The following is a 13,136-nucleotide window of genomic DNA, read 5'->3' as shown; positions in this document are numbered from 1 at the left end:
ATAAAATCATTTGGTTCATATTAAGGTTTGGGCTATGGTAATGTAAATAGAAAATAAGATGATTTCTAAGGATAAAAAATGTTTGAGCTCTCTTCACGTGCACAAGATTTTGTTCAACGTACCCGTAAATTTATAGAAACAGAAATTGAACCTGTAGAAAAAGTGTTCTGGGAAGAAGTACATCAACTTAATCCCGATGGAAACTGGAAGAGCTGGCAATGGCCTGAACAGTTGACGGTATTAAAAGAAAAAGCTAAGGCTGCTGGCCTGTGGAATATGTTTTTACCAGATGCTGAGCTTGGTGCAGGGCTTTCTGTACAGGAGTATGCTCATATAGCTGAACTGACCGGCCGTAGTCTGCTGGCGCCTACTGTATTTAACTGTAATGCGCCAGATAGTGGCAACATGGAGCTACTCTGGCGTTATGGTAGTGAAGAGCAAAAGCAGCAGTGGCTCAGTCCATTGCTGGCAGGCGAAATCCGGTCAGTATTTTGTATGACTGAACCTGCTGTGGCTTCTAGTGATGCTACCAATATGCAGGCAACAGCAGTCATTGAAGGTGATGAGATTGTACTTAATGGCCGTAAATGGTGGTCATCAGGTTTAGGGGATCCAAATGCTAAAGTTATTATTTTTATGGCCCATACGCCAGATGAGAGTAAAGACCGGCATCACCAGCATTCTATGGTTTTAGTACCCATTGATACAGCAGGCGTGACTATTGAGCGTATGTTACCTGTTTTTGGTGATTATGATGCTCCGCATGGACATGGTGAAATCAGCTTTAATAATGTACGAGTACCACTCAGTCATTTTATTGGCGGGGCAGGTCAAGGGTTTGAAATTGCCCAGGGACGTTTGGGACCAGGCCGTATACATCATTGCATGCGATGTATTGGAGCTGCGGAAAAATCATTAGATTTAATGATTGAGCGTGGTATGTCCAGAACTGCATTTGGTAAGGAAATTCTAAAACTGGGAGGCAATCTCGAGCGGGTTGCAGAAGCACGTGTAGCCATTGATCAGGCCCGACTTTTAACCTTGTATGCTGCCTATAAAATGGATACTTTAGGAAATATGGCAGCTTTAACGGAGATTTCTGCAATTAAAGTGGTGGCGCCTAGTGTACTTGAGAAAGTTGTAGATATGGCTATCCAGATTCACGGTGGCGCTGGTATGTCACGTGATACGGTATTAACAGGTTTCTTTGCACAGGCACGCAGTCTGCGTCTGGCAGATGGCCCTGATGAAGTACATAAGGGTATGATCGCCAAACTAGAACTGGCAAAACGTGGTTATAGTACCCGAAGAAAAGCTTAAAAATTCCAGGAATAGAATAAATGACGGTAATTGATGTTGGTGGACAGATCAAAAAAGGCGAAGAACTAGATATTGAAGCTGTAGAACAATGGCTAAAACAGCAGGGTATTGATCTGCAGGGTAAGGTTGAAGTAACTCAGTATTCGGGAGGGGCTTCAAATTGGACTTACCGCTTGAACTATGAAAATCTGGATCTGATACTACGTCGTCCACCTAAAGGGACTAAAGCCAAATCTGCACATGATATGGTTCGTGAATATACAGTACAGAAAAATCTGGCACCTTATTATCCGGTAGTACCACAAATGGTCGCCCTTTGTGAGGATGAGTCTGTCATCGGTTGCGACTTTTATGTGATGAAGCGTATAGAGGGAATTATTCCACGTGCCAAACTGCCGCCAGAGCTTCAGTTGGGTGAAGCACAAGTACATGAGCTATGTATTAATGTCATTGATAAGCTCATTGAATTACATCAAGTACCTTATCAGGGAACTGAGCTGGAAAAACTTGGTAAAGGCGAAGGCTATTGCCGGCGTCAGGTAGAAGGTTGGGACAAACGCTATGAAAAGGCCAGAACCATCAATGTACCTTCTTTTAAGTATGTCCGAAAATGGCTGCTGGATAACATACCAGAGGATTCAGAGACCTGCTTAATTCATAACGACTGGCGTTTTGACAATGTAGTGTTGAGTCCGCAGCAGCCCACACAAGTTATTGGTGTTTTAGACTGGGAAATGGCCACCTTGGGTGATCCATTAATGGATCTGGGCAGCGCCTTGGCTTACTGGGTAGAACCAACTGATAATATGATCTTCCGTTCTACCCGACGTCAACCAACTCATTTACCGGGTATGTTTAGCCGCAAACAAGTGGTTGAATATTATCTGGATAAAACTGGCCTGAAACCTGATAACTGGACCTTTTATGAGGTATTCGGTATTTTTCGTTTAGCGGTCATTGCCCAACAGATTTATTATCGTTATTTTCATAGGCAAACTCGAAATCCAGCCTTTAAAAACTTCTGGATCATAATTCAGGCCTTGCATGTACGTGCATTGAAACTGATTGCTCAGCAGAAAATTCATGAAAACCCGCTGGCCCAGAAATATGTACATAAGTTGCAGGAGATCCTGAAAAAATGACTACAATATATCTGGTTAGACATGGTCAGGCTTCGTTTGGCGCCACTAGTTATGACCAGCTATCTCCTAATGGAGAACTGCAGGCTAAACTTCTAGGTCAGTACTTCAATAAGATTCTAAAAGATGAACCTTATGTAGTAGCAGGAAGCATGCGGCGTCATCAGCAGACCGCTCAACTGGCACTTGCAGAATACTTTCCTGAAGTTCCGGTCCAGACATTGAGCGAATGGAATGAGTTTAACCATCAGCAGGTTTTCTCTCGCTATGAACCCCGTTTTAATGAGCCTGCACTGCTCAAGCAGGATGTTGCCAAAGAAAGCAATCCACGCGCTTACCTGGCTAAAATCTTCGAAGGTGCCATTCAGCGTTGGACAGGAGGTGATTATCATCATGAATATGATGAATCATGGCCTCACTTCAAGCAACGTGTAGAAACAGCACTCGTAAACCTGTGTAATGAGCTAGAAAAATCTAAACCACGTTATGCAATTGTTTTCACTTCAGGAGGGGTTATATCGGTAGCAGTCGGCAAACTTCTGGAGCTTAATCCTGACCGGACTTTTGCGCTTAACTGGGCAATCGCCAATACCAGTCTAACTACTATGCGTCTGGTAGGTAATGAGCCACAATTGCTCAGCCTAAATGAACATCATTTTATCAAGGCTACTCACCCTGAATTACTTACATGGATATAAAAGGAATAAACCATGGCTAAAACAATCTTAATTACTGGCGCCAGTTCTGGGTTAGGCGCGGGTATGGCACGCGAATTTGCACAAAAAGGCTATAATCTCGCAATTTGTGCGCGACGGATGGAGCGCTTGGAGCAGCTGAAGCAGGAGCTGGAGGTTCAATACGGTATTAGAGTTATTGCAAAAACTCTGGATGTAACGCATTACAATGAAGTTTTTGAAGTATTTAAGGCGTTTAAGCAAGAGTTCGGAAAAATTGATCGAATTATTGTAAATGCAGGAGTGGGTGAAGGCCGCCGTATTGGTAAGGGAAATTTTGAAGTTAACCGTGCTACAGCAGAAACTAACTTTATTTCTGCTTTAGCCCAGTGTGAAGCAGCTGTGGAAATTTTCCGTGCACAAAATGCCGGTCATCTTGTCGTAATCTCATCCATGAGTGCTATGCGTGGCTTGCCAAAGCACCTTTCTACCTATGCTGCCAGTAAAGCGGCTGTAGCGCATCTGGCAGAAGGAATCCGTGCTGAACTTTTAAATACTCCCATCAAGGTTTCAACAATTTTCCCTGGTTATATTCGAACCGAACTGAATGAAGGGGCTAAAAAACTTCCATTTGAAGTGGATGAAAAAACCGGTAGCAAAGCACTCGTCGAAGCCATTGAAAGAGAGCCCGTTAAAGCTTATGTTCCAAAATGGCCATGGTTACCCATGGGTATCGCAATGAAGATATTGCCTTTAAAACTGGTGAATAAACTTAGCTAGTACCAAGACTCTCCGGAGTCTTTTTTTGAACAGAATTAAAAAGAAATGTAGGTACTGTTTACCGAAATTAACAGCCTGAACAAAGTATGCATGGAACTATATCTGAAACTAAAGTAATTTTTATAAAGATTAGATTTTGAAAACCAAAAAATCAAAGTGCACACGTGATTCAGGAAATTAGTCAGTATGCTTGAAAACCAGATTGAAACTCATCCTTTTACACCTTTTTTACCAGAAAATGCAAAGCTGTTGATGTTAGGAAGTTTTCCACCATCGCGTGAGCGCTGGAAAATGGAGTTTTACTATCCGAACTTTCAAAATGATATGTGGCGAATCTTCGGTCTTATTTTTTTTGAAAATAAAAACTATTTTCTTGATATTGATAAAAAAAGCTTTAATGAAACTTTAATTTGTGAGTTTCTGGTAGATAAAGGTATAGCCATTTATGATGTTGCGGAAAAAGTAATTCGTCTAAAGGGCAATGCTTCAGATAAATTCTTGCAAATCGTGACTACAGTCAAGCTTGAAGAGCTGCTTATGCCGATTCCTGAATGTCATACTCTAATGACCACAGGAGATAAAGCAACAGAAACACTAATTTCCCTTTTACCTGAAGGAACTGAAAAACCCACTATTGCCATGCCGAGCCATACCCATTTTATGGGCAGAGACCTGAATCTATACCGTATGCCATCTTCATCACGTGCATATCCATTAGCACTTGAAAAAAAAGCAGAATTATATGGGAACTTTTTTCAGGAAATTGGCCTGATTTAATGAATATGATCATTTCAAAAGGATCCATATTAAAAAAGCGGCCTATATAGACCGCCTTTTTGTTAGACTTTTATAGCCAGCTTATACCAGCGTCATCAGGCTGGCATTACCACCTGCAGCAGCAGTGTTAATACTGATTGCACGTTCAATAACTAAACGCTCAACCGGAATCTGTAACTGTTGCGGCTCTAAGTGAGTAATTCCAACAATTGCACCTTCGCGCTGTGCGATCTGTTTCTGCAGATTCATGAGTTGGTTCTGACTACCATGATGTAACACAGCATCAAAATCACCAGTTTGAATATTTTCAATGATGTGGAATTGCTGACGTATAACTTCAGGTAACCTGGCTGCATGTTTTTGATAGAAGTCATTACCTTTAAGTAAAACTGGTTGACTACCTACCGAGAAAATTGCAATAAGTTGAGCAATCTGTTCCTGCTCACTCTCTGCCAGACTTAAAGTTCTTTTACGTGGTAACACAGCATACTGATTTGATTCCCCGGTTGGTCCCTGCAATTCAAATACTTTCCCTGCAAAGAAGCTTTGCTCTTGGCCCAAAGTATATTGTGGCAGATTCTGTTTTACCCAAGCCAGAAAATCGACATATAACGGATTAGCACTTGTATGGTTCACCGTCTGTACTGCAAACGGCTGTTCCAGTTTTTTAGGCTGACAATCTTGCATCAAGCGGTATAAATAGAGCGGACCGCCCGCTTTTGGCCCTGTACCAGATAAACCTTCTCCGCCAAAAGGCTGTACACCTACCACGGCACCTACAATATTACGGTTAATGTAAAGGTTGCCTACTTCTGCATGTTGAATAACCGTTTGAACTGTTTCATCAATGCGTGTATGTAAACCCATAGTCAAGCCATAGCCTTTAGCATGAATGGCATCAAGTAACTGTGCAAGCTGGCCCTGTTTGTAGGTAATTACATGCAATACCGGTCCAAAGACTTCACGTTTGAGTTCATTAAGGTTTGGTAACTCAATAAGTGTTGGAAGAATAAAAGTCCCATCTTTGAACTGGTTTTGCTCCGGATTATGCGCAAACTGGTATACCGGGTAACCTTGTTTCTGCATTTTCTGGATGTGATTTTCTATATTGGTTTTTGCTTCCTGATCAATTACCGGTCCGATATCTGTATTCAGATAAACCGGATTGCCAACCCGTAACTGCTGCATGCCACCTTTTAGCATATGTAAAAGCGGTTTTGCATTATCTTCCTGCACACATAAAATACGTAGTGCGGAACAGCGTTGGCCGGCACTATCAAAGGCTGAGCTCAAGACATCGAGCACCACTTGTTCAGTTAGGGCAGAGGAGTCCACAATCATCGCATTCTGACCGCCTGTTTCAGCAATGAATACCACTGGCTGACCATGACGGGTTACACGACCTGATACAGTTTTTTGCAGAATCTTGGCAACTTCAGTTGAGCCGGTAAACATGATGCCCTGGATACGTGCATCCTGGCTAAGTAATGCCCCTACAATTTCACCACGGCCTGGCATAAGCTGTAGCACACTATGAGGAACACCAGCCTCCCATAGCAGTTCAACAGCAAGAGCAGCAATGAGAGGAGTTTGTTCTGCCGGTTTTGCAACTACACAATTACCGGCCACCAGTGCCGCAGCGATTTGCCCACTGAAAATTGCCAGCGGGAAGTTCCATGGACTGATACATAAAACGGTACCCAGCGGTGTGACTACACTCTGAGCCGCAATTGATTCCATTTGAGTAGCATAATAACGCAGGAAATCTACCGCTTCACGAACTTCAGCAAGGCCATTTGCATAGGTTTTACCGCTTTCACGAGAAAGAAGAACCAGTAACTCCTGAATACGTTTTTCCATCAGGTCGGCTGCTTTTTTCAGCATACCTGCTCGCTGGACCGGTGTGGTATTTGCCCAGTCTGATTCAGCTTTTTGTGCCAGAGTCAGTGCCAGTTCTACATCTTGAGCTTCTGCTTCATGTACATAACCCACAATATCCTGATGAGAAGATGGATTTAATACCGTGACCAGACTACGTTCCAGGCTGGAATCAATTTCCTGTCCCAGCATAGGCTGGCTAGACCAGGTTTGATCATGAAAACGGGTTGCTGCATCATTTAGAGCTTTCAATACCTGGTCATTTGCCAGATCCAGACCTTTAGAATTGTGACGCAGATTGCCATACAAATCTTGAGGGAAAGGAATAGAAGGATGTTTCTGTCCCAGTTTTCCGGTAAAGGCTGCAGTCTCTCTAATTTCCTGAACAGGATTGCGGATCAGGCTTTCGATGCTCAGATTCTTGTCAGCAATACGGTTTACAAATGAAGTGTTGGCGCCATTTTCGAGCAGGCGACGTACCAGATAGGCCAAAAGAGTTTCATGGCTGCCGACAGGCGCATAAATACGACATGGAATGCCCAGTTTTTTATCCTGACGTGAACCTACTACCTGTTCATATAACGGCTCACCCATACCATGCAGACATTGGAATTCATACTGACCCGGATAATATTGTTCCGGTTTAGCCAGTTGGTAAATCGTTGCCAGTGTTTGCGCATTGTGTGTGGCAAACTGCGGATAAATCTGTTCAGGCGCGGCGAGAAGTTTCTTAGCACATGCAATATAAGACAGGTCAGTATGGACTTTTTGAGTAAATACCGGATAGTCCGACATACCTTCAATCTGGGATTTTTTAATCTCACTATCCCAGTAAGCACCTTTAACCAGACGGATCATCAAACGTTTTTCAGAACGTTTTGCCAGATCAACCAGATAATCGACCAGATTGAAGCAGCGTTTCTGGTAAGCCTGAATAACAAAGCCAATACCTTTCCACTGGGCCAGAGATGGCTCGAAACATAGACGTTCTAATAGTTCCAGAGACAGTTCCAGACGTTCAGTTTCTTCAGCATCAATATTCAGGCCAATATTATATCCTTTGGCCAGCTCGGCTAATTTGAGAATCTTAGGATAAAGCTCTTCATGTACTCGGGTAACCTGAGCACGTTGATAACGCGGATGCAGGGCAGAAAGCTTGATTGAGATACCCGGGCCATCATATACATCTTTGTCTTTAGAAGCCTGACCGATTGCATGAATGGCCTGGCTGTAATCATCATAATAGCGTTCAGCATCTTCAGCTGTGAGGGCAGCCTCGCCCAGCATGTCATAAGAATAGCGGAAACCTTTATCTTCAAGTGATTTTGCATTGTTCAGTGCTTCACCAATGGTTTCACCCGTTACAAACTGCTCGCCCATCATACGCATGGCAACATCAACAGCTTTACGAATAATGCCACGCCCGCTACGTGCCAGAATACCTGTCAGGATGCTTGACAGGCTGGTACGGGTTGGTGTTTCCATCAGTTTACCGGTCAGCATTAGCCCCCAAGCTGCCGCATTTACAAACATCAGGTTGCTTTGGCCCAAATGTTCTTTCCAGTTGCCCTGATTAATCTTGTCACGGATGAGCAGATCCCGGGTAGCTGTATCTGGAATACGAAGAAGAGCTTCAGCCAGACACATCAGTGCAATACCTTCCTGCGAAGATAAAGAAAACTCCTGTAAAAGTCCCTGTACAATTCCAGCCTTGCCCGAACCTGATTTACGGTCACGTAAACTGTGTGCCAGATTAAAAGCCAGTTCATGAATTTTCTGGTCCAGCTCTGCAGAAAGCTCAGCTGCCTGTAATAGCTCTTCTACCGCTTCAGGCTCCGCACGGCGCCAGGCAGTATTAATCTGTTCTTCAAAATTGCTTTTTTCCTTGAAAGCAGTGATGTAGCCGAAGTGTGGCTGGGCATTTTCCCGAGCGCTGTATGTATCCATTACATTCATGTCAGTATCCGATGACAATATTAAAAACTGTGATGATCAGTCACTTTAGATAATTTTATAATTACAAAATAAATAGCGAATAACTCACTAAAAATAGTTCATAATTTAGTGAATTATTCATGGAAGACAGGAAATTATGCTGGATCGTACAGATTTCAAAATACTTGAACTATTACAGTGTGATGGACGTATTGCCAACAGTAAACTGGCTGAGTTAGTTAACCTCTCTCCCACAGCTGTAATTTCACGGGTACAAAAGCTTACCAAGGAAGGATATATACTTGGTTATGAAGCTAAACTTAACCCAAACAAACTGGATGCCGGCTTTGTTGTTTTTGTCGAGGTAATGCTGGACAAGACAACCCCAAATGCTCTTGAAGAGTTTGAAGAGGCAATTCTGGACTATCCGGAAATTTCTGAATGCCATTTAATGAGTGGAGGATTCGACTTTCTGCTTAAGGTGCGCAGTGCCAATATGGAAGAATTTCGTAAAATGGCAGGACAGGTGCTCTGGCAACTGCCAGGCGTAAAGGAAACACGCAGTTATCCAGTGATGGAAGAGCTCAAAACCACAACCCGATTAAAGCTTAAAAGTAAAACAGCAGTTAAAAATAAAGGGGCTTAAAAGCCCCTTTGTTTTAGATATGGATATCCGGTTTATTTCTGCTCATGATACAGACGGTCAGCTTCTTCAAAACGATCAGTCACCTCGCGACCTGGCACTTTACCCATCAGGCTGACCAGCATGATCACTGCCCATGCCAAAATGAAACCAGGAATAATTTCATAGATACCAGTTTCAGCAAACAGGTTTTTCCATAAAATTACTACCACTGCACCTGTGATCATTCCGGCTAAAGCACCATTTAGGGTCATGCGCTTCCAGAACAGGGACAGAATAATGAGTGGACCAAATGCAGCACCAAAACCTGCCCATGCATAAGAAACTAAACCTAAAACCTTGCTCTCTGGATTACCTGCAAGAATAATCGCCAACACTGCAATTGCCAGAACCATAAGGCGGCCTACCCAAACCAGTTCCTTCTGGGAAGCATTTTTGCGTAGGAAAGTCTTATAAAAGTCTTCAGTCAAAGTACTTGAACATACCAATAACTGGCAGCTTAATGTACTCATCACAGCTGCTAAAATCGCAGCAAGAATAATACCTGCTATCCAAGGATTAAAAAGGATCTTGGTTAATTCCATAAATACAGTTTCTGGATTCTGAGTCACTGCACCTGCAAGTTCAGGGTGCTGTGCAAAGTAGGGAATACCAAAAAAACCTGCTCCAACTGCACCGCCTAAACATAGAATCATCCAGGTCATGCCGATACGACGTGCAGCCGGAATTGACTTGACTGAATCTGCTGCCATAAAACGTACAAGGATATGCGGCTGGCCAAAATAACCCAGACCCCAAGCCATGAGAGATAAAATAGCCACTATACTCAAATTGGAGAACATGTCGAATGCAGCAGGTCGAGCAGTTTCCAGCAGTGTCATAACTTGAGTAGTGTCGCCAATACTTAAAAATGTAATTACGGGTGTTAGTAGTAAAGCAAAAATCATCAGGCCAGCCTGGAATGTATCAGTCCAGCTAATAGCCAGAAATCCGCCAATACATACATAACTGATAGTTGCAATAGCACTGATCCATAGAGCAGTCTGGTAAGACATTCCGAAAATACTTTCAAATAGACGTGCCCCTGCAACCATACCTGAAGCACAGTAGATTGCGAAGAAAATCAAAATAATCATTGCTGATGTAATCCGCAGGATTTTCTTGTGGTCTGCAAAACGGCTAGTGAAATAATCTGGAAGAGTTAAAGCGTTATGCTGGACTTCGGTATGTACCCGCAGACGGCCTGCAACCAGTAGCCAGTTTAGCCAAGCACCAATAATTAGGCCGATGGCAATCCATGCTTCAGAAAGTCCAGACAGGTAGATTGCACCTGGAAGGCCCATGAGTAGCCAGCCACTCATATCTGAAGCACCGGCTGAAAGAGCGGTGACGAAGCTGCCGAGGCTTCGACCACCGAGAATATAATCTGAAAAATCGCTTGTGGCTTTATAGGCATACAAACCTATACCTACCATAGCGATGATATAAAATATAAATGTGATGAGGGTAGGGTTAAACTGTTCCATGCCTGCCTGTCCTTATGCTGTATATGTGCATTCCAGCAAATAGCGCATTATATCTGATTCACCTGGAAAGGCTGTGATTCAAGCACAAAAGTGATTTTTTGTACTGTTACATTTGTAATACAATTTTACATGCAAAATGTTACTTTGTGTAACTTTAGTTACAATAAATTTATTATAGTGATTTATAAAGATTAATTTTTAAACTTATAACTACAATTTTGCATTAATGTAAAATAGTGAAAAAATTTAACTTTTATACAGCGCTTCAAATAGAAAATTCAAATTTCTGCCAAAATTTACATAAAATTACGTTAGTTGCAGAACTTGATAAAAATTAGTAAAAACTTTCCAAATGTTTCATATTGTAAGTAGTGAAAATTATAACAAGTCCTATTATACTTCTATTGCACTATAATTGTGCACAATTTAAGAGTTAACAGAATGAATATTGGACAAAACAACAGGTTTCGCACCGAAAAGGACTTATTAGGCACCAAAGAGGTGCTTTCTTCAAGTTACTATGGCATTCATACTTTAAGAGCCTTAGAAAACTTTCAGATCTCTCAGCAGAAAATAGGTGAACAGCACCATTTCATCCGCGCTTTGGCTCAGGTAAAAAAAGCTTCAGCACAAGCTAACCAGTTTTTTGGAAAACTTACCGAACAGCAGAGTCAGGCCATTCAGGCAGCATGTCAAAAACTAATTGATACTCCAGAGAATTGGGAAAAACATTTCCCGCTAGATGTCTATCAAGGCGGCGCTGGTACTTCTATTAATATGAATACCAATGAGGTAATTGCCAATCTGGCGCTAGAAATGACCGGTCATGACAAGGGCTCATACTATATTATTCATCCCAATGACCATGTGAATAAATCACAGTCAACGAATGATGTCTATCCGACCGCCTTAAGAGTTGCGACTTACTATGCTTTAGACCAACTGTTTATGCAGGTCGAAAAATTAATTACTTCACTTGAATATAAGGCAACTGAATTTCGTTTTGTCTTAAAGATGGGGCGTACCCAACTGCAAGATGCAGTACCTATGACCTTAGGACAGGAATTTCGTGCTTTTGCTACTCTGCTCAAAGAAGATGTACGTTTAATTCAAAAGATGCGCCAGCTATTATTGGAAATTAACCTGGGTGCAACAGCGATTGGTACCGGTGTAAATACGCCACAGGGTTATGCGGCTAAAGTGGTAGAATGCTTAAAGGAAATTACTGGTCTGCCGCTTTCGGGAGCAGAAGACTATGTAGAAGCAACCAGTGACTGTGGTGTATTTATTATTCTGTCAAGCAGTTTAAAACGTCTGGCCTGCAAACTATCAAAAATTTGTAATGACCTGCGTTTATTAAGTTCGGGACCACGTACCGGGCTAGCTGAAATCAGTTTACCTGAAATGCAGGCAGGTTCATCTATTATGCCGGCTAAAGTAAATCCTGTGATTCCTGAGGTGGTTAACCAGATTGCTTTTAAGGTTATAGGTAATGATTTAACCATTACCTTTGCTGCTGAGGCAGGCCAGTTACAGCTTAATGTTATGGAGCCTGTCATTGCGCAAGCCTTAAATGAATCAATCGGGCTACTCACCCAAGGCATAAAAACACTCGATGAAAAATGTATACAGGGCATTCACGCCAATGAAAAGACCTGCTATGAAGCAGTAATGCGCAGTGTTGGAATAATTACCTTGCTTGAACCGATTCTTGGTCATGGTGCCTGTGATGAAATCGGTAAGCAGTGTATTGCTGAGAATCGTACAATTCAGGACGTAGTTTTAGAGAAAAAACTGCTGACCGAAAAACAACTGGAAGAAATTTTCTCATTTGAAAATCTGGTGAGTGAAGTATTGTCCGGAAGTGCTTCACAAACATTAGACCAGGTAAGCTAAATAATTTAGGCTAAAGTAATATTTTTAAAATCCAAAAGGATAGCCCATGCAGCTATCCTTTTATATTAATCAGGTTAATCCTGATATTCTATATAGCCCCATAGATTTAACCGGCTTTTAATTTCACGGCGAATATGAGGGAGCTTTATCAGTAAAGTCCCCTCAATCCATAATGCCAAAGCCTGACTGGTTAATGGTTCTCCAGAAAGTTCTACAAGCTGGGCACCTTTAACTGTCACTATAACGTGCTCGTTGCGATAGTCTTCAATACCTTTAAAAAGTATTTGCAGCTCATAACCTGTATCGACAATTACCCACTCTAGCTTAATCTGAATATTTTCACTGGATTTTAAAAGAGCCTGACCTTCAAGAATATTACTATCGGAAGCCAGGCAGTCATATTCCACACGGATCTTGCTCAGGAACCATTCCTGTCCACCTAAGTCATCCAGAGTTTTTTTGGGCGTCAAAATATCGTTTAAATTAAATTGCCGGCTTAAATTAAAAAATTGCATTACGGGGAGATGTGAACTGTAAAAGTGGCCATCTTAAAAGATCAGGACGTCAG

10 protein-coding genes are annotated in these 13,136 nt (G+C 42.1%); 7 read left to right on the top strand and 3 right to left on the bottom strand.

The features are described from left to right. The first annotated feature begins 78 nt into the window (after positions 1-78). The 5 genes from N518_RS0109805 (at position 79) to N518_RS0109785 (ending at position 4,690) form a co-directional block, all read left to right on the top strand. Complete coding sequence (locus N518_RS0109805) at positions 79-1,320, top strand: acyl-CoA dehydrogenase family protein (protein WP_005014434.1); 1,242 nt, start codon at positions 79-81, stop codon at positions 1,318-1,320. A 20-nt stretch (positions 1,321-1,340) separates the two neighbouring features. Beyond that, a complete protein-coding gene (locus N518_RS0109800; RefSeq protein ID WP_005014431.1) occupies positions 1,341-2,462 on the top strand; it encodes a phosphotransferase family protein in 1,122 nt (373 codons plus the stop codon). Further along, complete coding sequence (locus N518_RS0109795) at positions 2,459-3,157, top strand: histidine phosphatase family protein (RefSeq protein ID WP_005014429.1); 699 nt, start codon at positions 2,459-2,461, stop codon at positions 3,155-3,157. The genes N518_RS0109800 and N518_RS0109795 overlap by 4 nt, the downstream gene beginning before the upstream one ends. A 12-nt stretch (positions 3,158-3,169) precedes the next feature. Next, complete coding sequence (locus N518_RS0109790) at positions 3,170-3,913, top strand: SDR family oxidoreductase (RefSeq protein ID WP_005025800.1); 744 nt, start codon at positions 3,170-3,172, stop codon at positions 3,911-3,913. A 186-nt stretch (positions 3,914-4,099) separates the two neighbouring features. After that, on the top strand, positions 4,100-4,690 hold the full coding sequence (locus tag N518_RS0109785) for a uracil-DNA glycosylase family protein (protein ID WP_005014423.1): 591 nt from the start codon (positions 4,100-4,102) through the stop codon (positions 4,688-4,690). 81 nt (positions 4,691-4,771) lie between these two features. Here the strand turns inward: N518_RS0109785 and putA are convergent, their stop codons facing one another. Next, on the bottom strand, positions 4,772-8,524 hold the full coding sequence (gene putA / locus N518_RS0109780) for a trifunctional transcriptional regulator/proline dehydrogenase/L-glutamate gamma-semialdehyde dehydrogenase (protein WP_005014421.1): 3,753 nt from the start codon (positions 8,522-8,524) through the stop codon (positions 4,772-4,774). 136 nt (positions 8,525-8,660) lie between these two features. Here putA and N518_RS0109775 point away from each other — a divergent pair, with 136 nt between their 5' ends. Next, positions 8,661-9,149, top strand: coding sequence for an Lrp/AsnC ligand binding domain-containing protein (locus N518_RS0109775; protein WP_005014418.1), 489 nt, complete (start codon positions 8,661-8,663; stop codon positions 9,147-9,149). 32 nt (positions 9,150-9,181) lie between these two features. Here the strand turns inward: N518_RS0109775 and putP are convergent, their stop codons facing one another. Next, positions 9,182-10,672, bottom strand: coding sequence for a sodium/proline symporter PutP (gene putP, locus N518_RS0109770; RefSeq protein WP_005014416.1), 1,491 nt, complete (start codon positions 10,670-10,672; stop codon positions 9,182-9,184). Positions 10,673-11,113: 441 nt separating this feature from the next. On the opposite strand from putP, the gene aspA reads away from it, so the two are divergent. Then, positions 11,114-12,568: an aspartate ammonia-lyase gene (gene aspA / locus N518_RS0109765; protein ID WP_026444190.1), complete on the top strand. Its 1,455-nt coding sequence runs from the start codon at positions 11,114-11,116 to the stop codon at positions 12,566-12,568. Positions 12,569-12,642: 74 nt separating this feature from the next. Here the strand turns inward: aspA and N518_RS0109760 are convergent, their stop codons facing one another. After that, complete coding sequence (locus N518_RS0109760) at positions 12,643-13,083, bottom strand: hypothetical protein (RefSeq protein ID WP_026444189.1); 441 nt, start codon at positions 13,081-13,083, stop codon at positions 12,643-12,645. Positions 13,084-13,136 lie beyond the last annotated feature (53 nt).

Source organism: Acinetobacter sp. UNC436CL71CviS28 (assembly GCF_000620525.1).
GTDB classification, from domain to species: Bacteria; Pseudomonadota; Gammaproteobacteria; order Pseudomonadales; family Moraxellaceae; genus Acinetobacter; species Acinetobacter radioresistens.
This window is presented reverse-complemented; position numbering and strand designations above follow the sequence as displayed.

Coding starts and splice junctions, on each gene's coding strand:
- N518_RS0109800 (WP_005014431.1), top strand. CDS start 1,341: ATGACGGTAATTGATGTTGGTGGACAGATCAAAAAAGGCGAAGAACTA.
- N518_RS0109805 (WP_005014434.1), top strand. CDS start 79: ATGTTTGAGCTCTCTTCACGTGCACAAGATTTTGTTCAACGTACCCGT.
- N518_RS0109785 (WP_005014423.1), top strand. CDS start 4,100: ATGCTTGAAAACCAGATTGAAACTCATCCTTTTACACCTTTTTTACCA.
- aspA (WP_026444190.1), top strand. CDS start 11,114: ATGAATATTGGACAAAACAACAGGTTTCGCACCGAAAAGGACTTATTA.
- putP (WP_005014416.1), bottom strand. CDS start 10,672: ATGGAACAGTTTAACCCTACCCTCATCACATTTATATTTTATATCATC.
- N518_RS0109760 (WP_026444189.1), bottom strand. CDS start 13,083: ATGCAATTTTTTAATTTAAGCCGGCAATTTAATTTAAACGATATTTTG.
- N518_RS0109790 (WP_005025800.1), top strand. CDS start 3,170: ATGGCTAAAACAATCTTAATTACTGGCGCCAGTTCTGGGTTAGGCGCG.
- N518_RS0109795 (WP_005014429.1), top strand. CDS start 2,459: ATGACTACAATATATCTGGTTAGACATGGTCAGGCTTCGTTTGGCGCC.
- putA (WP_005014421.1), bottom strand. CDS start 8,524: ATGAATGTAATGGATACATACAGCGCTCGGGAAAATGCCCAGCCACAC.
- N518_RS0109775 (WP_005014418.1), top strand. CDS start 8,661: ATGCTGGATCGTACAGATTTCAAAATACTTGAACTATTACAGTGTGAT.